Raw genomic sequence first — 20703 nt, forward strand, 5'->3', positions numbered from 1 at the left:
TCACCGCCTGCGCTCCTCCCCAATCGGCCTCAGAGCCGCGCTTCGATGGCGTCCAGCAACTGGGACGAAATATCGATCCCGAACTCACGATCCAGCTCACGCACGCAGGTCGGGCTGGTGACGTTGATCTCGGTGAGGTAGTCGCCGATCACATCGATGCCGACGAAAATCAGCCCTTTCTCTTTCAGCGTGGGCGCTATGCGTTCGCAGATCTCCCGGTCGCGCTGGGTCAGCGGCCGCCCCTCGCCCCGGCCACCGGCCGCCAGGTTGCCCCGGTTCTCGCCCTGGGACGGAATGCGCGCCAGCGCATAGGGAATCGGCTCGCCGTCGATCATCAGGATGCGCTTGTCGCCGTCCTTGATGTCCGGCAGGAATTTCTGCGCCATGATCTGGTGGTTGCCGTCGTTGGTCAGGGTCTCGATGATCACGCCCAGGTTGGCGTCGCCTTCCTTCACCCGGAAGATGGATTTACCGCCCATGCCGTCCACCGGTTTCATGATCACATCGCCGTGCCGGGTGTAGAACTCCCGCAGGCGGTCGGCGGAGCGGGTCACCACCAGCGGCGGCGTACAGTCGATAAAGCGGGTGGCGAACAGCTTTTCGTTACAGTCGCGCAGCGCATTGGGCGGATTGACCACCAGGGCCCCCTGGTCGGCCGCCGCATCGAGGATATAGGTGGCCATCATGAACTCCCGGTCCACCGGCGGATCCTTGCGCATCAGGATCACATCCAGCTCCCCCAGGGCCATCTCGAATTCATCGCCAAAGCTATACCAGTCTTCGGGATCCATGCGGACGGTCAGCTCGCGTACCCGGGCGCGGGCTTCGCCGCCGTCCAGGAAGAGGTCGGGCTGTTCCATGTAGATCAGTTCCCAGCCCCTCTTCTGGGCCGCCCACAGCATCGCCAGCGACGTGTCCTTCTTGTAGTGGATGTCCTGGATGGGATCCATGACGATACCGAGTCTGACTGTCATAACGCGACTTCAACCTCTTTCTGGAAACAGGAACGGGTCAGCAGAGCAGCCCGACGCCCAGGTGCTATGCTGGCAGGCACAGCGGGCGCTTCCGGCGCGGGACCGATAGTAGTGCACAGGCATTCAGTATGCATTACCCAAAACTGCCGAATCACTACGCAAAAGCCGGCCCCACAAGCCCTCTTGTAAGCATAAGAGTACATTTGGTCACAAACTTATGCTTTTTCTCAAGCGACCTATAATCTATAAATAGTCAGGCTTTATAGAACGCCCCTTGAATGTGTGTTAAAAAGGCCCGTCAAATCTCCCGCTGGTCTCGTAAACCGGTCTGACGGCGCCAACGAAGCCGGGCTGGAAGCAAGGCCAGCTGCCGACTCGACTGTATGACCGGCTGGAATAGCCAGAGTGGTTCGAATCGGAGCTGAACAACAACGATCCTGTAGAGCGCAAGGCTGTTGGATAATGGATGACAACTTCGAAAACCTGAAGATTATGGTGATTGACGATAGCAAGACGATTCGTCGCACCGCCGAAACCCTTCTCAAAAAGGTTGGCTGTGAAGTCATCACCGCAACGGATGGATTCGATGCCCTGGCCAAGATTGCCGACACCCAGCCTGACATCGTGTTCGTCGATATCATGATGCCCCGCCTGGACGGCTACCAGACCTGCGCCCTGATCAAGAACAACTCCGCGTTCAAGAAGACTCCCGTCATCATGCTTTCCAGCAAGGACGGCCTTTTCGACAAGGCCAAGGGACGTATAGTCGGTTCCGACCAGTACCTGACCAAGCCCTTCAGCAAGGACGAACTGCTGAACACCATACGTCAGTATGTTCCCACGGCGGAACAGTAAACCGATTAATACAACGCATTTATCGAGGAACTCATGGCCCGCATCCTGATTGTCGACGACTCCCCGACCGAGGTTAAGAAAATCTCCAGCATCCTGGAAAAGCACCAGCACGAAGTGCTCTCCGCGGACAACGGTGCCGATGGCGTCGCCAAGGCTCGTGCCGAGCAACCGGACCTGGTCCTGATGGACGTCGTCATGCCCGGGCTCAACGGTTTCCAGGCAACCCGTCAGCTGACCCGCTCACCGGACACGGCTTCCATCCCCGTGGTGATCGTCACCACCAAGGATCAGGAAACCGACCGCGTCTGGGGGACCCGTCAGGGTGCCAAGGGTTATCTGGTCAAACCCGTCAACGAAGATGAGCTGATCAAGACCATCAACAGTCTGATCGCCTGACCGTTCCTATGGAGTAAGCATGTCCGCCCAGGCTGCCCCCTTTGCCGTACTGACGGATATCGCCCGGCGTAGCAAGGCTCTCGCTTCGGGCCTGCCGGCCCAGCAGGAAGCCATCGAACTGTGGAACGGTATCGGCTTCACGCTGGCTGGACAGCGCTACGTCGCTCCCATGGGCGAGGTTGTCGAAATTCTTCACGTCCCCCGGTACACCCATATACCGGGGGTTCGTCCATTTATGCTGGGTGCGGCCAACGTCCGCGGCCGGCTGCTGCCCCTGATTGATCTCGCCCACTTCTTCGACCTGGGCCGCAGTTCCCGCAGTCACCGGGAACGCCGTGTGCTGGTCATCGAGCGGGGCGACCTGTTTAGCGGACTGGTCGTCGACAGCGTCTCAGGCATGCAGTATTTCGCGCTGGAAAGCTTCACCGAAGATCCCGCGCAGATTCCAGACATCGTTCAGCCTTTCGTCCAGGGAGGCTATCGACGCAACGAAGAAACCTGGAACGTCTTCTCGACCTTCGCCTTGATGGACGATGAGCGTTTCCTGGATGTTTCTCAATGGTGATCAGGACGGCAGGGCCTGCTCACTGAATCCCCAGACCCGAAGGACCAACTTGCCGACATAAGGCCGGGAGCCAGAAAATGAAGAAAAGAGCCGGAAGATTCAATGCGGGTCAGGGTGCCAACAAACTGGTTGGCGGCCTGATCGGTGCATTGATCGTACTGACCGTCCTGCTCGTTGCTGTGCTGTTCATCATCAACCGCGACAGCCGCCACGACCAGGAATACATCGCCCACGCCAGTGAGCTGCGGGTCCTATCACAGGAGATCGCAAAGAACGCCTCGGAAGCGGCCGGCGGCACGCCGGAAGCCTTCGACCAGTTGCAGAGCTCCCGTGACCAGTTCGCCAAACTCTGGGGATACCTCACCGAGGGCCATCCGGAGACCGGCCTGCCGCCGAGCGACCTGGCTGCCAAGAGCGGCGTACAGGCCGACTGGAACGCCGTTCGTGAACGGGCCGACACCATCATCTCCACCCGCAAGGCGGTACTGGGCCTGCACAAGGTCGCCCAGACCCTGAACGAGAACATCCCCCAGTTGCAGGTGGAATACGACGATATCGTCCAGATCCTGCTCGACAACAACGCCCCGGCCGAGCAGGTCGCCCTGGCCCAGCGCCAGTCCCTTCTGGCGGAACGGATCGTGCGCTCGGTTAACAACGTCCTCTCCGGTGACGAAGACGCGGTCATCGCCGCCGACCGTTTCGGTCGCGACGCCAAGCTGTTCGGTCGCGTCCTTGACGGCGAGACCAATGGCAACGCTGCCATGGGCATCTCCAAGGTAAAGGATGACGACGCCCGCTACGGTCTGGACGCGGTTTCCGAACTGTTCGAGTTCGTCTCCCAGAACGTCGACGCCATCCTCGACGCCTCGCCGGACCTGTTTACCGTCCGCCGCGCGTCTAACGAGATCTACCAGAGCTCCCAGGCCCTGCTGAACGAAACCTCCACGCTGGCCGACCAGTTCCGTGACCAGGCCGACTCACGCCTGATCAGCCCGGCGCTGGCCTACATCCTGCTGGCTGCCCTGGCGGCCGTTATCGTGGTGATCGGCCTGACCATCTACCGGACCTCCCAGGCACGACTGGCTTCGACCCAGGACCAGAACGAACAGAACCAGAACGCGATCCTGCGACTGCTGGACGAGCTGGCCGACCTGGCCGATGGTGACCTGACCACCGAGGCCACGGTAACCGAGGACTTCACCGGCGCCATCGCCGACTCCATCAACTACGCGATCGACCAGATGCGCGGGCTGGTACAGTCGATCCGGGGTACCGCCGTCCGAGTCTCCTCAGCCGCCCAGGAAACCCAGGCGACTGCGATGCACCTGGCCGACGCCTCCGAGCACCAGGCCCAGGAAATTGCCGGTGCCTCCGCGGCCGTGAACGAAATGGCCGTGTCCATCGACCAGGTTTCCTCCAACGCCGCCGAATCCTCCGCGGTTGCAGAGCGGTCGGTTGCGATCGCGAAGAAAGGCGCGGAAGTGGTACAGAACACCATCCGCGGCATGGACAACATCCGTGAGCAGATCCAGGAAACCTCCAAGCGGATCAAGCGACTGGGTGAATCCTCCCAGGAAATCGGCGACATCGTATCCCTGATCAACGACATCGCCGACCAGACCAACATCCTGTCCCTGAACGCCGCGATCCAGGCCTCCATGGCCGGTGACGCGGGTCGGGGCTTCGCGGTGGTTGCGGACGAGGTTCAACGCCTTGCGGAACGCTCCTCTGCCGCCACCAAGCAGATTGAAGCCCTGGTCAAGACGATCCAGTCCGACACCAACGAGGCGGTTATCTCCATGGAGCACACCACCGCCGAGGTGGTCCGTGGTGCCCGTCTGGCCCAGGATGCGGGTGTTGCCCTCGAGGAAATCGAGAACGTATCGATGAACCTCGCGGAACTGATCCAGAACATCTCCAACGCGGCTCGCCAGCAGGCGTCGTCCGCGGCTCACATCTCCAACACGATGAACGTTATCCAGGAGATCACCTCGCAGACCTCCTCCGGTACCAACGCGACGGCCAGGTCGATCGGTAACCTGGCCGAAATGGCCGGTGAGCTGCGTTCCTCCGTTGCCGGCTTCACGCTGCCGGAGGAAGATCTGCCGGAAGAAGAAGAGGAAGACAGCGACGTTCCCGTAGTGAGCTGATAGCAGGGGTGCAAGTGACGACGCCGGATAGCACGGCCGAATCATGATCATGACCGAAACGCGCGACGACAGGTCCGCCGGTATCTGGACGCTGCGGCCCCTTCCCCAGATGGACGGGGCCCAGTTCCAGCAGTGGCAGGCGCTACTGGAGGAGCGGACCGGAATGACCCTGACGCCGGATCGACAATCGTTCCTGCAGACCAATCTGGGCATTCGCATGCGCGAAATCGGTTGCGAGACCTATCAGGACTATTACGAGAAAGTGGTTTCCGGCCCTGGCGCGATCGTCGAATGGGCCACCCTGGTGGATCGGCTTACGGTCCAGGAAACCCGCTTCTTTCGTGATCCCGACGCCTTCCGACTGGTCTCGGACTATGTCATGACCCGGCCACGGGACAGCCTGAAGAAACGTCCCCTGGAAGCCTGGAGCGTGGGCTGTTCCACCGGCGAAGAACCTTACACCCTGGCCATGCTGCTGGATCAGTGCATGCAGCAGCTCGATTTGGAGCCCCTTTACGGGGTCTCCGGATCGGACATCAGCAAGCCGGCCCTGGACAAGGCCCAGAGGGGCGTGTTCGGGAGCCGCAGGTTGTCGACGACGGAGCTGGCGGTGCGGGATCGCTATTTCCATCCCGCCGCCGGCGATGGATGGGAAATCGACCCGGCCATCCGGCAGCGAGTGTGCTTTACCCGGCTGAATGTGCTGGACCTGAACCAGGCACCGATGCATGGCATGAACATCATTTTCTGCCAGAACCTGCTGATCTACTTCCGCCGCTGGCGGCGCAGGGAAATCGTCAGACGACTGACCGAACGACTGGCACCGGGTGGACTGCTGGTGCTGGGACAGGGCGAACTGACGGACTGGCAGCATCCATCCCTGCAGCGGGTGCCATCGGATAGCGTACTGGCGTGGATACGACGCCAGACAGACGAAGAATAACCGGAGTGGTTATGGGCAATCACCATGACAGCATCGCCCTGGATTGGGTTAGGGGCGAAATTCAGGACACCCTGAAACAGGGTCAGCAGGCACTGGAAGCCTATGTCGACAACCGTGACGACACGGCACGCCTGCGTTTTTGCCTGAACTATCTCCACCAGGTGCATGGCACCCTGCAGATGGTCGAACTCTATGGCGCGGCCCTGTTGACCGAAGAGATGGAAAAGCTGGCCCAGGCCATCCTCAACGACGCCACCAGCAACGTCGATGAAGCCATCGAAGTGCTGATGCAGGCGATCCTGCAGCTGCCGCAGTACCTGGAGCACCTGGACAGTCACCGCGACGATTTCCCGCTGGCCCTGCTGCCGCTGCTCAACGACCTGCGGGCCGCCCGTGGGGAAGCCCTGCTGTCCGACACGTCCCTGTTCAAGCCGGACCTGTCCGCGGCGGAGTTCCGGGCCAACCCGGCGGCGTCCCAGCGTCTGCAGGATCCCAAGGTGCTGGGCCACGTCCGCAAGCTCCGCCAGATGTTCCAGTTCGCGCTGGTGGGCATCATCCGCGAGGCCGAGCTGGACTCCCATTTCGACTACATGGACAAGGTGATCCAGCGGGTCATCAAACTGTGCCAGGGAACCCCCCGGGGCGAACTGTGGCAGGCGGCCGGCGGTTTCCTGGATACGCTCAAGAGCCGGCACAACTCGATCAACTCCGCCGTCAAATCCCTGCTGCGCCAGTTGGATGCGGAACTCAAGCGTCTGCTGGACGAGCACGGCGACATCCTGCAGCAGCCGGTCCCCGAGGCGCTGTTCAAACACCTGCTGTACTATGTCGCCCGCGCCGACGACCTGGGCATACCCCGGGTCAACGATCTGCGCAGCCGCTATAAACTGGCAGAGGCCCTGCCCTCCGACGAAACCGTCGATGACGCCCGCCGGCGGGTGTCCGGGCCCGGTCGCGAGGCTATCCATTCCGTGGTCAGCGCCCTCAATGAGGAACTGGCCCGCCTGAAAGACCAGCTCGACCTGTTCGTGCGCGCCGAATTCCGCCAGAACAGCGAACTGGAAGAGTTGCTGCCAGGCCTGCAACAGGTGGCCAATACCCTGGCCGTCCTGGGCCTGGGCATCCCGCGCCGGGTCGTTACCGAGCAGATTGAGATCGTCCAGCGCCTCAGCCGGGACGATGATCCGGCCGACGACGGCATCCTGATGGATATTGCCGGCGCCCTGCTTTACGTCGAAGCCACCCTGGCCGGCCTTGAGAAAGAGCGCCAGACCCACACCGAGGACTCCGGCGGCGCAGTCCAGTACGGCACCCAGGAGCTGAACGACGCGAACCGGGCCCTGCTGCGTGAATCCCGCAATTCGCTGGAGCAGGTCAAGACCGCCATCGTCAATTTCATTGCCGCCCAATGGGACCGACGTGAGATCGAACATGTTCCGGGCCTGCTGCACAGTATCCGCGGCGGCCTGCAACTGGTGCCGCTGGAACGCGTCTGCAACATGCTGGCGTCCGCCGAGCGCTACGTCACCGATGTCCTGCTGGACGGCCAGCGAGTCCCGGACTGGCAGCAACTGGACACCCTGGCCGACATGGTGACCAGTATCGAGTACTACCTCGAGCGCCTGGCCGAAGGTATCGAAGACAACGAGAGCGTCCTCAAGATTGCCGAGGACAGCCTGCGCAGCCTCGGCTTCCCGGTGGGCGAAGAACCCACCTGGAGCAACCAGCCGGCCGCAGCGCCCGCCGAGGAAGAAACGCTCCAGGCCGCTCCCGAACCGGACGCACCGAAAGCCTCCGATGCCGATCTGGTGGACGACGAAATCCTCGAGATCTTCATCGAGGAAGCCGAGGAAGTCCTGACCACCATCCGCGACTTCTACCCGCGCCTGCGCCAGGATCACGACGATCGCGAGGCCCTCACCGAAGTCCGCCGTGCTTTCCATACCCTCAAGGGCAGCGGCCGACTGGTTGGGGCCACCAGCATCGGTGAGCTGGCCTGGGCGGTGGAAAACCTGCTCAACCGGGTGATTGACCAGAGCATTCGCCCCACCGACGAACTCTTCTCCCTGGTGGATACGGTCATCGAGCGGGTTCCTGGCCTGATCACCGAATTCCGTGACGGCAGCGCCGATGGCGACGTCAACGACCTGATCGCCCAGGCCGATGCACTGGCGACCACGCGCAAGACCGGCCCCGACAGCGAGGCCAGTGCGGAACCGGCAATCGACGAGGCCGAACCGGCCGCCGAAAGCGAACCCGGGGACGCAGCCGCTGAACCGGCCGAGCCCGTCACGCCGACGGCGGACGAAAGCCCGGACGATGACCTGATTGACGACGAAATCCTCGAGATCTTTATCGAGGAAGCGGGCGAGGTGCTGGAAACCATCCGGGAATACCTCCCCATGCTGCTGCGCCAGTTCGACGACCGTACGGCGCTGGCCGAAGTCCGTCGTGCGTTCCACACCCTCAAGGGCAGCGGCCGCATGGTTGGCGCCAGTGTCGTTGGCGAGCTGGCCTGGGCGGTGGAAAATATGCTTAACCGGGTGATCGACGGCAGCGTGTTCATGAACGACGACATCGCCCGCCTGCTGGACGATGTCGTGGGTGTCATTCCGACCCTGGTCAGCGATTTCGAGGCACGGCAACCGGCATCGCTGGATACGGCATCGCTGGAAGCCCGTGCGACCGCCCTGGCCAACGGCGAGATCCCGGAATCCAGCCGCATGCCGGAAGACAACGACAGCACCCATGTCGAACCGGAGACGGCGACGACCGCAGCCCCCTCGCAGGGCCTCTCCGAGCATGCCGAAGGGAATGAATCCGCCGACGAGCAACTGGTGGATCCGGTCCTGCTGGACATCTTCGAGAGCGAAACAGAGACCCACCTGCAGGCGCTCAAACAGTTCCTGGCCGAGGCCGAAGGTCGCGAAACCACGGCTTACACCGACGGCCTGTCCCGTGCCCTGCACACCCTGAAAGGATCGGCCCATACCGCCGGTATCGAACCGCTGGCCACCCTCATTTCTCCGCTGGAGAAATTCGTGAAGACGGCCCGCGCCGAAAACCACCGGGCGGACCGCGACGTGATGGCCCTGCTGGCCGATGCCTGCGATTTTATCGAGCGCGGCCTGGAGCAGATCCGCAGCGCGCCGCAGCAGCCGCTGGCAGGGACGGATGCGTTCCTCGAACGTCTCGACATGCTGGCGGCCCGCACCTTGTCCTCCAATCCGGTGGGCGCCGACGACGCCCAGGCCGAACAGCGGCCGGACCCGCAACTGATCCAGCTCTTCCTCAACGAAGGCCTGGATATCCTGCTGGATGCGGACTCCATTCTGGACGCCTGGGCGGCGGCACCGGGCGAGAATGAGCAGCTCGACAAGCTGGTGCTGGAACTGCGCCAGCTGGCGCGTGGCGCCGAAATCGCCGGTCTGACCGACGTTTCCAGCCTGGCGGATCGGCTGGAGCGAACCTATGCCGCCGTGTTTGACGCCAAGGCGCAGCCCGACAGCGACTTCTTCGACGTTGCCCGGGCCGGCCACGAGGCCCTGATCAACATGATGGACCAGGTGGCCGCCGGTCTGGCCACCAAACCCGACGCTGAACTGCTGGACCGCCTCCAGGTCCAGCTCGACCAGTTCCGGGAACAGGCAAATTCCAGCTTTGACCAGGAACTGGACGAGATCGACAGCAGCTTCGAGGAAGATCTGGAGCTGCCCACGCTGGAGGTGGTGTCCGACGACGTATCGGATGCCGCCGGGGCAGAAATGCCGGCGGGCGGTGACACCGAACTCGACCCCGAGTTGGTCGACATCTTCCTTGAGGAGGCCGCCGACCTGATCGAGGGCACGGGCGAACGACTCCAGCAGTGGACCGAACAACCGTCCGACACCGAATTGCTGCGCCACCTGCAGCGCGACCTGCACACCCTCAAGGGCGGCGCCCGACTGGCGGACATCCGCGCGATCGGCGACCTGTCCCACGAACTGGAAACCCTGTTCGAAGGCCTGACCGACAACCGGCTCAACGCCAGTGACGACCTCGAAGACCTGCTGTTGCGCAGCCATGACCGCCTCGCAGCCATGGTCGACGCTATCAGCGCCGGTGACCAGCCGCGCCCGGCTCCGGACCTGGTCCAGGAAATCCAGGCCTATATCAGCAGCCATGCCGGCAGCAGCGGCGCAACGGCCATCGACGAGCCCGAGGACGACCTCGAACTGCCACAGCTGGAAGTCACCGAAGCCGACGAGGCCGACGAATACGATGCCGCCGGGCCCGACGAAGACACGCCAACCGAAACAGGGGCGTTGCAGAACCTGGATCCGGAACTGGCGGAAATCTTCCTCGAAGAAGCCGGCGACATCATCGACACCACCGCCGAGCAACTGCACCAATGGCAGGCCAACCCCGACCAGCCGCAACTGGTCAAGGAGCTGCAGCGCGAACTCCATACCCTGAAGGGCGGCGCCCGCATGGCGGAAATCGCGCCGGTGGCGGACATCGCCCATGAAATGGAAACGCTGTTCGAGCGCATCGTCGAAGGCCGGCTGGCCGCCACGCCCGAACGCACCGACGTCGCCCTGCGTGCCCACGACCAGCTTGCCGCCATGGTCGACGCCATTGCCGAAAACGGCGAGTGCCCGGACGCGCCCGACGTCCTGGCTGCGCTGAAGTCGGCCCTGACCGACACGCCGGCGGCCGCACCTGCCACCGACGAAGCTGCAGAGGTGGAAGCCGCTGCGGACCAGGAAACCGAAGCGCCGGAAGCCGAAGCCGACGAGAGCGTGTTCGACGACGCGCTGCTGGTGGAAGCCATGGACCAGGCCGCAGCCGACGAAGACAGCGACGCCGAAGATCTCGACCAGGAACTGGTGAGCATCTTCCTCGAAGAAGCCTACGACTTGGTCAATTCTACCGCCAGCACGCTGCACAGCTGGACCGAAGATCCCAGCAACACCGCGCTGGCCGGCGAACTCCAGCGCGACGTGCATACCCTCAAGGGGGGCGCCCGCATGGCCGGGGCCGACGCCATCGGCGATCTGACCCACGTGCTGGAAGACCTGTTCGAGCGCGTTGCCGAAGGCCGTCTGGACGCCACGTCCGAGATGACGGACCTGCTGTTTGCCTGCCACGACCGGCTGGCCCAGATGGTCGAGCAGGTGGCGGCACAGAAACCCTGTGAACCGGCCACCGCCCTGATCGAACGCGTTCAGTCGATTCTCGCCGGCCGGACCGGCGAGACGCCGTCCGAAGACCGGACCGATACCGGTGCTCCACTGGAAACCCAACCGGAAGCCGAGCAGCCCTCACCCGCCACGGAGACCGTCGCGGAAGGCGAGACGCTGGATCGGGACGACGACCTGATCGGCATCTTCCTCGATGAGGGCGTGGAGATCCACGACGCCATCAAGGAGTGCCTGGCGCAGTGGCGCGACGAGCCGGAAACCCTGGGCGGGATGACGTCGCTACTGCAGGAACTGCACACACTCAAGGGCGGCGCGCGACTGGCCGACGTGGACCCCATCGCGGATCTGGCGGAAACCTGGTCCGAACGCCTGGAATCCACACTGGCGGATTTCGCCGACAGCACCGCCGCCCTGGCGCTCAGCGAAAGAGCGTCGAACCAGTTGGCGCAGATGCTGCGCGATATCGAGGAAGGCCGTGCACCGGTCGCGGACACCGGGTTGATCGATGCCCTGGCCCAGGGCATCACACCGGTGGACGACGAAGCCGCGACGACGGCCGACAGCAAAACCGCCCAGCCGGAGAGCGTCGATCCGGAAGTGCTGGAAATCTTCCTGGAAGAGGCCGGCGAGCTCCTGGACCAGATCGAGAACCTGCTGGAAGACTGGCGCAAGGAGCCCTCCAGCAACCATTTCAATCGCGAATTGCAGCGGGCCCTGCACACCCTCAAGGGCGGCGCGCGACTGGCGCAGCTGGTTGAGCTGGGGGACAAGGCCCATGCCTTCGAAACCCGCCTGATCGACCTGGGCGGCAATGAGCCGGATGGCGCCACCTGGAACGCCATTACCCGGGATCACGACATCCTGACCGACATGGTGGGCGACATCCGCAGGCGCTATGAAAATGCCGGCGATGGCCCCGTGACCCTGCCCGCCACGCCGGAAAACAAAGCGGACACACCGGTCGCACCGACACCCGCGACGGAGCAGTCGTCAGAGCCGGTAGGGGAAGCCAGGCCGGAGCCGCAGGCCAAGCCGCATCCCAAGCCCCAGGCCAGGAACCGCAAGGCGGATCCCGCCCGCGCGGCGCAGGAAACCATCCGCGTCAACGCCCCACTGCTGGACGAACTGGTCAACCTCGCCGGCGAGACCAGTATCACCCGCAGCCGCCTGGAGCAGCAGTCCAGCGATTTCAGCCACACCCTGGACGAAATGGCGGCGACCATCGAGCGTCTGCGCGAACAGCTGCGCCGGATGGACATCGAGACCGAGGCGCAGATCCTGTTCCGCGCCGAAAAAGAGCACGGACCGGATTACGGCGAGGATTTCGACCCGCTGGAGATGGACCGCTACTCGTCGATCCAGCAGCTGTCCCGGGCGCTGAGCGAATCCGCCTCGGACCTGGCGGACCTGCGTGAAACCATGTCCGACCGGACCCGCGATACGGAAACCCTGCTGGTCCAGCAGTCCCGGATCAACACCGAGCTGCAGGAAGGCCTGATGAAGACGCGGATGAACCCGTTCGCGTCCATGGTGCCCCGCCTGCGCCGGATCGTGCGCCAGATCAGCGGTGAGCTGAACAAGAAAGTCGAGTTCGACGTCCGCAACGCCGAAGGCGAGATGGACCGCAACATCCTCGAACGCATGGTCGCGCCGCTGGAGCACATGCTGCGCAACGCCCTCGACCACGGCATCGAAACACCGGAAGAACGCCGCAAGGCCGGCAAACCGGAAACCGGCGAGATCATCCTGTCACTGACCCGCGAAGGCGGTGAAGTGGTGCTGCGGATGATGGACGACGGCGCCGGCATCCGCACCTCGGCCGTCCGCGAGAAAGCCATCAAACAGGGCCTGCTGCGCGAAGACGAGGACCTGTCCGACCGGGAAATCCTGCAGTTCATCCTGCAGCCCGGCTTCTCCACCGCCGCCCAGGTGACCCAGATCTCCGGCCGCGGCGTGGGCATGGACGTGGTGGCCAGCGAGATCAAACAGCTCGGCGGCAGCCTGGACATCAGCTCGGTGCTCGGCGAGGGCACCACCTTCACCGTGCGCCTGCCGTTCACCGTCTCGGTCAACCGCGCGCTGATGGTGTCCACCGGCGAGGATTTCTACGCCATCCCGCTCAACACCATCGAGGGGATCGTGCGGGTCAGCACCTATGAACTGGAAGAGTACTACAAGCCCGATGCGCCGCTGTACGAATACGCCGGCCAGCAGTATCGCCTGCAGTACCTGGGCGGCCTGCTGCACAGCGAGCACCATCCCAAGCTGCAGGGTCAGGCCCTGCCGCTACCGGTCATCCTGGTGCGTGGTGCCGAGCAGCCCATGGCCCTGCAGGTGGACAGCCTGATGGGCAGCCGGGAGATCGTGGTCAAATCCCTGGGGCCGCAGTTCTCCTCGGTCCGCGGCGTGTCCGGCGCCACGATCCTGGGGGATGGTAACGTGGTCGTGATCCTCGACCTGCCGGCCATGATCCGCTCCGACATGCTGTCCGAGCGCCAGCGTCTGGCGGACCTGGAAGCGGCACAGGCCCAGGCCCGCCGCGAGGACCGCGAAACGCTGGTCATGGTGGTGGACGACTCGGTGACTGTGCGCAAGGTCACCTCGCGCCTGCTGGAGCGTAACGGCATGGTGGTCATTACGGCGAAGGACGGCCTCGACGCCGTGGCCCAGCTGCAGGACCACCGTCCCGACATCATCCTGCTGGACATCGAGATGCCACGGATGGACGGCTTCGAAGTGGCCAGCTTCGTGCGTCACGATGACAGCCTGCGTGACACGCCCATCTGTATGATCACCTCGCGGACCGGCCAGAAACACCGGGAGCGGGCCCTGGCGCTGGGCGTCAACGAGTATCTGGGCAAGCCATTCCAGGAAACCCAGCTGCTTGACACCATCGAGCGCCTGACCGGGAATCAGTGATGACCCGGGAAATGCTGCCGCCGGGGGTGGCTATCGTATCCGATAGCCCTCTCCAGCGGCGCCGGTTGCAGGATGCAGTCGGGAAATTCGGCCTGGACAGCCGCTTTACCGGGGATCCCGGGCGCCTGTTGGCGCAGCCGGCGATACCCGACGTCGAACTCTGGCTGGTGACCCTGGAAGACGAGGCGGATCACCCCGCGCTGTTCGATTTCCTGCTGGAAAACACCGACGCGCCGATCCTGTTCGGTGTGGACATCGCCCCGGCACCGGGCACGACCGATGCCTCCCGCTGGGAGCGGCGCCTGCTGGACAAGCTGGAACAACAGCTGGGCATGCTGGAACAACTGGACAGCGCCACCACGCTGGAAGCGCTGGATCAGCCCGGGGAACCGGCCACCCGCCGGGAGCGGCCGACCTGGATTCCCCTCGGCAAAACGGACGAACCGGCCGAGGAAGTGTGGATCCTGGGGGCGTCACTGGGCGGCCCGGCCGCCGTGAAAACGTTCCTCGACCATTTGCCGCCGGGACTGCCGGTAGGCTTTATCTACGCCCAGCACATCGACGGTAACTTTACCGAAGTGCTGACCCGGGTGCTGGGGCGCCACGCGGACTACAACCTGCGCCGGGCGGAACCCGGCCATCGGGTGCGCAACGGCGACGTGGTGCTGCTGCCGGTGGAGAACGAGTGGTTCCTGGACGAGGGCGGCCGCCTTCAGGAGAAAGGCACGCCCTGGCCCGGGCCCTACGGTCCATCCATCGACCAGGTCCTGCTGAACGTGGCCGACCATTACCGGGACCGCTGCCATGCTATCCTGTTTTCCGGCATGGGCAACGACGGGGCCATCGCGGCACCATTGCTGCATGCCTATGGCAGCCGCATCTGGGTCCAGAACAGCGACAGCTGTGGCAACAGCTCGATGCCGGACTCGGTCCGGGCCACCGGCTGCACCAGCTTCGTGGGCGATCCCGCGCAGCTGGCCCGAAAACTGATGCAAACCCTTGAAGAAGCCTGCCTGCTCAAGCGCAAGCAGGATCGCGACACCGCCTGAGGACGACACCATGGCCGACAACTCCCAAGTCCTTCCCTGCGTACTGATTCCGGTAACGGACCGTCAACTGCTGCTGCCCAACGTTTCCATTGCCGAAATCGTCGATTATACCGAGCCGGAAGCGGCCGAAGGCGGCCCCGAGTGGCTGATCGGCCACCTCAACTGGCGCGGCCTGCGTCTGCCGGTCATCTCCTATGACGCCGCCAACGGGGGGCAGGGCGCCCGGCCGGACGGCGCCCGCGGCCGTATCGCGGTGCTCAATACCATCAGCGACAGCCACCAGGCCATGCCGTTCCTGGCCATGGTGACCCAGGGGATTCCCAGCCAGACCAAACTGGCCGAACCCCAGATCCAGCAGGTGGACGGCGACACCGGACCGGCCGACCTGATGGTGGTGGACGTGGACGGCCATACGGCCTATATCCCCAACCTCGAATACCTGGAATCCCTCGCCGCCCAGTCTTTCGCAGCCTGACCGTGAGGCGACAGGCAACGGGGGCCTCGTCCGGCGGGCGAATGCGATGTTATAATATTGCGTTCATTGACCAACCGGACGCCCTATGTCTCAGACACCGCTGCCCTACCGCGCGCACAACCACCGGGCCTGCGTGGATCAGGCCCTGGCCGACGCCCACCGTATCTGCAACGACGCCCACGCCCGTCTGACGCCAACACGGGAGCGGGTGCTGGAGCTGATCTGGCAATCCCACAAGCCGCTGGGAGCCTACGACCTGCTTGGTGCCCTGGCCCAGGAGGGTCAGAATGCGGCGCCACCGACGGTCTATCGGGCCCTCGATTTCCTCCAGCAACATGGCCTCGTGCACCGGATCGCGTCGCTCAACGCCTTTGTCGGCTGTGCCCATGCGGGACATCGCCACACGGGTTTCTTCCTGATCTGCCGGGCCTGTCGCAACGTGCTCGAACTGTCGGCACCGCAGGTCGCCGCTGCGGTGGACAAGGCGGCGCAGGAGGAAGGCTTCGCCGCCGAGGACACCACCCTGGAAATCGCCGGCCTGTGCCCCGCCTGCCAACGGGAGAGCGACCATGACTGAGGCCCTGGTCACCCTGGACGATGTCAGTGTGACCCTGGGGGGCCAGAGCATCGTCGATCATGTGCAGTTGACGGTCAGCCGCGGCGACATCATCACCGTCATCGGTCCCAACGGCGCGGGCAAGACCACGCTGATCAAGGCCATCCTGGGCCTGCAATCCATCAGCAGCGGCCGCATCCGCCGCACACCGGGGCTGCGCCTGGGCTATGTCCCCCAACACATCCACTTCCAGCCGACGCTGCCGCTGACGGTGAAGCGGTTCATGGCACTCACGGGGGCGTCGCCCGCCAATTGCCGGGCCGCGCTGGAACGGACGGCGGTGAATCACCTCTATGAGTCTTCCATCCATCACCTCTCCGGCGGTGAAACCCAGCGGGTCCTGATTGCCCGGGCCCTGGTCCGCCAGCCCGACCTGCTGGTGCTGGACGAGCCCGCCCAGGGCGTTGACGTCAACGGCCAGGCGGAGCTCTACGAGCTGATCCGCGAACTGCGGGACTCGCTCGACTGCGGAGTCATCATGATTTCCCACGACCTGCACCTGGTGATGGCGGCCACCGACAAGGTGCTGTGCCTGAACCAGCACGTCTGCTGCAGCGGCTATCCGGAGCAGATCTCCCACGACCCCGCGTTCGTGGAACTGTTCGGCCGCCATGTGGCGGACAGCGTGGCCATCTATCACCACCATCACAACCACGACCACAACCTGCACGGTGACGTGGTGGACAACGCGCAAACGGAGACCTGTCACCACCATGCCTCCCATTGATTCCGTACTTGACGACTTTTTCTGGCGGGCCCTGATCGGTGGCCTGGGGGTGGCGCTGGTGGCCGGCCCGCTGGGCTGCTTCGTCGTCTGGCGCCGGATGGCGTACTTCGGCGATACCCTGGCCCACTCCGCGCTGCTGGGCGTGGCCCTGGGCACCCTGTTGCAGATTCAACTGAGCCTGGGCATTGCCGTGGTCTGTATCGGCCTGGCGCTGCTGCTGGTGATCCTGTCCCGCAACCGCAGCCTTGCCACCGATACCCTGCTGGGCATCCTCGCCCACAGCGCCCTGGCCATCGGCTTGGTGACCCTGAGCTTCATGCCCGATGTGCGCCTCGACCTCACCGGCTACCTGTTCGGCGACCTGCTGGCCATCAGCCGCACGGACCTGGCCTGGATCTATGGCGGTGCCGCCGTTGTGCTGGCGCTGCTGGGCTGGCTCTGGCGGGGATTGCTGATGAGCACCATCCACGAGGAACTGGCCAAGGCCGAAGGCCTGCCGGTGGAGAGACTGCGTCTGGGACTGATGCTGATGTTCTCGCTGGTCATTGCGGTGGCGATGAAAATTGTCGGCGTGCTGTTGATCACCGCCCTGCTGATCATTCCTGCCGCGACCGCACGGCGGCTGGCAAGCAGCCCCGAGCGCATGGTGGGTCTGGCCATGATCGGCGGCATGATCGCGGTGGGTGGCGGGCTGTCCCTGTCCTGGTTCTTCGACAGCCCGGCCGGACCTTCCATCGTGGTCTCCGCCTTCCTGCTGTTCCTGCTGGTTTACGGGCTGGTGCGGGAACAGCGTCACGGCTGACGCGCCCCTGCAGACGACGTAACCGCTGACGACACTGGACGCCAACTGCCCGACACACCTAAAGTTAGGGGATCCCCGTGAGGACGCTGCGGGGAATCCCGATACCCTTTATGCCGGCCAACGCCAGGGAACGGTGCGACGGTCCGGCAAACGGGAGCGTTACCTCATCAGGCAAGGGAGAGTACCCATGGAAAGGCCTGCAGGACGGGGCATGCACGTCTGGCTGCCACTACTGGTCCTCATCGTCGGTCTTCTGTGCACCGGCGCGGTAGACCACTGGACCCGCAAGAGCCTGGACAAACAGACCCGGGCGCTGCTCGAGAGCCAGCACGCCCATTTCACGGACCTGGTGCAACAGGCCATCAACGTCCGTCTGCAAACCCTGGACGTGCTGGCGCGGACGCTGTCCGGCCTCAGCGACCACAGCCGTATCTTCCAGAACCAGTCGGATGCCATCCTGCGGCGCCTGCCGGACGTGATCGACCTGGACCGGATCGTCACTCTTTCCGATGCCGAACGCGCCGTGGTGGAGCGGAACCTGTCCAACGCCAGTGGCCAGTACATCACCTTCGGCCAGTGGCAGGAAAGCGGGATAACCCGCGTCGCCCCGCGCCAAGCCGACTACCAGGTGGTGGTCCAGGTGGCCGACCGCCATCCTCCCAGCGCCATCCTGGGCCTGGTGGCCCCGTCCGTGCCGCACTGGCGCCAGCCCATCGAAACCGCCCTGCAACACGACAAGGTCTCCGCCACCGCCCAGACCCGTATCCAGCGCAACGGCAGCAGCCAGGTGGGCGTACGCCTGTTCCGTGCCCTGGAGGATGGATCCCTGGTGAGCCTGGCGTTTTCCCCCGAGCAACTGCTGCGCGAAGCGCTACCGGCCCAGATGGATCCGGCGTTACAGGTGACCGTGTTCGACCTGGACCAGCACGTCAAGATCCCGCTGTTTGCCACCGGCCGTCTGGAACAGCCGCGCCAGGCCCGGGCCCTGCGGTCAGCGATCAGCCTGGCGGACCGGGAGTGGATCCTCACCACCATCCCCGACCGGCACTATAGGGGAGAGCCGGTAGAACGGGTGAGGCAGATCATCTGGCTGGTGGGAGTCGCAGCGTCGCTCGGCACGACCCTCCTGGTAGGCCTGCTGTGCCTGCGTCTGACGCGGGCCCGGCACGACCACGCCTTCGTGACCCGGGCGCTGGAGACCGAAAGTCAGGCCCTGGAGAACAACCGCATCGAGAAGCACGCCCTGAAGCAGGCCCTGCAGAACAGCGAACAGCGCAGCCGGGACCTGGTGGAGATCGCCGGCAGTTGCATTGCGGAAATGGACGAGGAGGGCCGGATCGGATTCATTTCGGCCCTGGCCGTGGATTTCCTGGGTCAGCCCCCGGCCGCCCTGGAGCATCACCCCTTCAGTGACCATGTCATGCCGGAAGACCGGGAGCGTTTCAAGCAGGGCCTGGCCGCCGCCCGCCAGCAGCGGCGGCTGGTGCGCATGGACCTGCTGCTGCAGGACAACGACAGTGACGGGGTGCCGGTCACCTTGCGGCTCAAGCCGGTGGTGGACACCCTCACCGGCTGTGCCGGCTTCCGCCTGTCCATCCAGGCCCGGCCCGGGCAGCCGGAAGAGGACCGCTCGAGGGGACACTGATTAAAGACCCGCCGGGCTACAGGGTCTTGTGGGTGCCATCGCAGAAAGGGGCTGAACCGGTCTGCTTGCAGCCACAGAACCAGACCCACTCCTCCCGTTCGGCAACGAACTTCACCGGACGCAGGCCGGTGGCCTTGTGCGAGCCATCACAGAACGGCTGGTGCTGACTTCGTCCGCAGGCGCACCAGAAGTAGGTCTTGCCCGCTTCCACCAGGACCGCACAGGGTGTAGTACGGGCAATGCGGGGCGTATCGTCGGGCATAGGCGGCTCCCTCCGGACCGTGACTATGCCTCCAGTATAGCCGGCGTGCGCTCAGAGCGGCTGCACCACATCCGCGATCCGGCCCGAATCCACCAGCTCCAGGAAGGCCTCACCCAGACGCTCACTTTCTGCGATCGACTGGCGCCAGGCCTGCTCGCGCCCATCGTCGTTATCCAGGTAGCGCTCGAAATCCTTCCGGTCCGGCAGCTTGCGATCCGGGAGCCGGCCGAGGTATTCCCGCGACGGCGCTACCAGCACCACATCCTGCAGGCGGGTATGGTCGCCGCGACGCCAGGGCAGCGACTTGTCGAACCAACCGGGAATCACCCGGTCGGTGAAGTGGGGATAGAGCACCACGCCGGGCTGCTCGTAGGGGAGATCAAGGTGGTAGTCCAGCAACCCGCCGTCACGGTACATGCCTTCCGGGGCACCGGCGATACCGGCCACCCCGGACATCACCATGGGAATCGACGCCGACGCCAGCAGGGCCGCCAGCAGGTTTTCCCGGGTCAGCGGGACCTGATGGCTCTGGAAGTCGATCAGGTCGCCCAGCGGGGCCCGCTCGCGCGGATCGTGCAGGATGCCCCGTTCCATGAAGCGTCCCAGGTGCCTGCGGCTGACCATATTGGCGCTGATCGCCGCCATCAGGCCGAGCGCCAGCCGGCCGCGGGTATCGTGCTGCAGCATGCCCCGGCTGCGCACCACCACCACGTTGAGGCGGTAGTCCGGGTGATTGAGTATGGCGTCTTCCCGGCCTCCCAGCAGCTCGTCCAGGAACACCATGCTGCGGCGTGTCACTTCCGCCATGCTCACGCCCTTGGGAAAGCGCTGGCGGGTATAGAGATCGGACAGGCTCGCCAACTGGCTGACCGGATCGCCGGACGTCACGGCGGCAAAGCGCCAGCTGCCGATAGAGGCCCCGATCAGCGACCGCACCTGCCTTGCCCGGGGCAACCACTCGCCGAAGATCGCCTGGTCCAGACCACAGATGCCCAACGCCTTGGGTCCGCCGGCGGCACCGGGGATCACGTGGACATCTTCCGGTCGCAACCCGGCATCCTTGAGACGCGCATAGGCCCGGTGTCCTGCACGGACAGTCAGCACGGAGGGGTCTGGCGAAACGGTGGACATGACAATTTCCT

The 20703-nt window shown here is 64.4% G+C and carries 15 protein-coding genes; 12 read left to right on the forward strand and 3 right to left on the reverse strand.

What is annotated here, in order from left to right:
- Nucleotides 1-29: 29 nt before the first annotated feature.
- The gene (gene gshB, locus EZI54_RS12475; RefSeq protein ID WP_131482219.1) at nt 30-974 is read right to left on the reverse strand and encodes a glutathione synthase; all 945 of its coding nucleotides are present in this window, start codon (nt 972-974) and stop codon (nt 30-32) included.
- A 462-nt stretch (nt 975-1436) separates the two neighbouring features.
- Here gshB and pilG point away from each other — a divergent pair, with 462 nt between their 5' ends.
- The 12 genes from pilG (at nt 1437) to EZI54_RS12535 (ending at nt 19299) form a co-directional block, all read left to right on the forward strand.
- Nucleotides 1437-1829 carry a twitching motility response regulator PilG gene (gene pilG / locus EZI54_RS12480; protein WP_123633781.1) on the forward strand — a complete coding sequence of 131 codons (393 nt, stop codon included), beginning with the start codon at nt 1437-1439 and terminating at the stop codon, nt 1827-1829.
- A 33-nt stretch (nt 1830-1862) separates the two neighbouring features.
- On the forward strand, nt 1863-2225 hold the full coding sequence (pilH, locus tag EZI54_RS12485; protein ID WP_131482220.1) for a twitching motility response regulator PilH: 363 nt from the start codon (nt 1863-1865) through the stop codon (nt 2223-2225).
- Nucleotides 2226-2244: 19 nt separating this feature from the next.
- Nucleotides 2245-2790, forward strand: a complete 546-nt coding sequence (locus EZI54_RS12490; protein ID WP_131482221.1) for a chemotaxis protein CheW — start codon at nt 2245-2247, stop codon at nt 2788-2790.
- Between the two features lie 77 nt (nt 2791-2867).
- Nucleotides 2868-4940, forward strand: a complete 2073-nt coding sequence (locus EZI54_RS12495) for a methyl-accepting chemotaxis protein (protein ID WP_131482222.1) — start codon at nt 2868-2870, stop codon at nt 4938-4940.
- A 43-nt stretch (nt 4941-4983) separates the two neighbouring features.
- Nucleotides 4984-5883 carry a CheR family methyltransferase gene (locus EZI54_RS12500; RefSeq protein ID WP_131482223.1) on the forward strand — a complete coding sequence of 300 codons (900 nt, stop codon included), beginning with the start codon at nt 4984-4986 and terminating at the stop codon, nt 5881-5883.
- An 11-nt stretch (nt 5884-5894) separates the two neighbouring features.
- Complete coding sequence (locus tag EZI54_RS12505; protein ID WP_131482224.1) at nt 5895-13985, forward strand: hybrid sensor histidine kinase/response regulator; 8091 nt, start codon at nt 5895-5897, stop codon at nt 13983-13985.
- Complete coding sequence (locus EZI54_RS12510) at nt 13985-15034, forward strand: chemotaxis protein CheB (RefSeq protein WP_131482225.1); 1050 nt, start codon at nt 13985-13987, stop codon at nt 15032-15034. The genes EZI54_RS12505 and EZI54_RS12510 overlap by 1 nt, the downstream gene beginning before the upstream one ends.
- Nucleotides 15035-15044: 10 nt before the next feature.
- Nucleotides 15045-15509: a chemotaxis protein CheW gene (locus EZI54_RS12515; protein WP_131482226.1), complete on the forward strand. Its 465-nt coding sequence runs from the start codon at nt 15045-15047 to the stop codon at nt 15507-15509.
- 85 nt (nt 15510-15594) lie between these two features.
- Nucleotides 15595-16086: a Fur family transcriptional regulator gene (locus tag EZI54_RS12520; RefSeq protein ID WP_131482227.1), complete on the forward strand. Its 492-nt coding sequence runs from the start codon at nt 15595-15597 to the stop codon at nt 16084-16086.
- A complete protein-coding gene (gene znuC, locus EZI54_RS12525; protein WP_131482228.1) occupies nt 16079-16852 on the forward strand; it encodes a zinc ABC transporter ATP-binding protein ZnuC in 774 nt (257 codons plus the stop codon). Before EZI54_RS12520 ends, znuC begins: the two co-directional genes overlap by 8 nt.
- Nucleotides 16839-17654 (forward strand): zinc ABC transporter permease subunit ZnuB, encoded by an 816-nt coding sequence (gene znuB, locus EZI54_RS12530; protein WP_131482229.1) that lies wholly within the window; start codon nt 16839-16841, stop codon nt 17652-17654. The genes znuC and znuB overlap by 14 nt, the downstream gene beginning before the upstream one ends.
- Before the next feature lie 187 nt (nt 17655-17841).
- Nucleotides 17842-19299 (forward strand): PAS domain S-box protein, encoded by a 1458-nt coding sequence (locus EZI54_RS12535; protein ID WP_131482230.1) that lies wholly within the window; start codon nt 17842-17844, stop codon nt 19297-19299.
- A 16-nt stretch (nt 19300-19315) separates the two neighbouring features.
- Here the strand turns inward: EZI54_RS12535 and EZI54_RS12540 are convergent, their stop codons facing one another.
- Nucleotides 19316-19561, reverse strand: coding sequence for a CDGSH iron-sulfur domain-containing protein (locus tag EZI54_RS12540; protein WP_131482231.1), 246 nt, complete (start codon nt 19559-19561; stop codon nt 19316-19318).
- Between the two features lie 51 nt (nt 19562-19612).
- Entirely contained in the window at nt 19613-20692 is a 1080-nt protein-coding gene (locus EZI54_RS12545; RefSeq protein ID WP_131482232.1) for a patatin-like phospholipase family protein, read from the reverse strand.
- Between the last annotated feature and the right edge of the window lie 11 nt (nt 20693-20703).

It is taken from the genome of Marinobacter halodurans (assembly GCF_004327985.1).
GTDB lineage: Bacteria > Pseudomonadota > Gammaproteobacteria > Pseudomonadales > Oleiphilaceae > Marinobacter_A > Marinobacter_A halodurans.

What these genes read in the sequence shown, in the direction of transcription:
- gshB (WP_131482219.1), bottom strand. Translation starts at nt 974, where the DNA reads ATGACAGTCAGACTCGGTATCGTCATGGATCCCATCCAGGACATCCAC.
- pilG (WP_123633781.1), top strand. Translation starts at nt 1,437, where the DNA reads ATGGATGACAACTTCGAAAACCTGAAGATTATGGTGATTGACGATAGC.
- pilH (WP_131482220.1), top strand. Translation starts at nt 1,863, where the DNA reads ATGGCCCGCATCCTGATTGTCGACGACTCCCCGACCGAGGTTAAGAAA.
- EZI54_RS12490 (WP_131482221.1), top strand. Translation starts at nt 2,245, where the DNA reads ATGTCCGCCCAGGCTGCCCCCTTTGCCGTACTGACGGATATCGCCCGG.
- EZI54_RS12495 (WP_131482222.1), top strand. Translation starts at nt 2,868, where the DNA reads ATGAAGAAAAGAGCCGGAAGATTCAATGCGGGTCAGGGTGCCAACAAA.
- EZI54_RS12500 (WP_131482223.1), top strand. Translation starts at nt 4,984, where the DNA reads ATGATCATGACCGAAACGCGCGACGACAGGTCCGCCGGTATCTGGACG.
- EZI54_RS12505 (WP_131482224.1), top strand. Translation starts at nt 5,895, where the DNA reads ATGGGCAATCACCATGACAGCATCGCCCTGGATTGGGTTAGGGGCGAA.
- EZI54_RS12510 (WP_131482225.1), top strand. Translation starts at nt 13,985, where the DNA reads ATGACCCGGGAAATGCTGCCGCCGGGGGTGGCTATCGTATCCGATAGC.
- EZI54_RS12515 (WP_131482226.1), top strand. Translation starts at nt 15,045, where the DNA reads ATGGCCGACAACTCCCAAGTCCTTCCCTGCGTACTGATTCCGGTAACG.
- EZI54_RS12520 (WP_131482227.1), top strand. Translation starts at nt 15,595, where the DNA reads ATGTCTCAGACACCGCTGCCCTACCGCGCGCACAACCACCGGGCCTGC.
- znuC (WP_131482228.1), top strand. Translation starts at nt 16,079, where the DNA reads ATGACTGAGGCCCTGGTCACCCTGGACGATGTCAGTGTGACCCTGGGG.
- znuB (WP_131482229.1), top strand. Translation starts at nt 16,839, where the DNA reads ATGCCTCCCATTGATTCCGTACTTGACGACTTTTTCTGGCGGGCCCTG.
- EZI54_RS12535 (WP_131482230.1), top strand. Translation starts at nt 17,842, where the DNA reads ATGGAAAGGCCTGCAGGACGGGGCATGCACGTCTGGCTGCCACTACTG.
- EZI54_RS12540 (WP_131482231.1), bottom strand. Translation starts at nt 19,561, where the DNA reads ATGCCCGACGATACGCCCCGCATTGCCCGTACTACACCCTGTGCGGTC.
- EZI54_RS12545 (WP_131482232.1), bottom strand. Translation starts at nt 20,692, where the DNA reads ATGTCCACCGTTTCGCCAGACCCCTCCGTGCTGACTGTCCGTGCAGGA.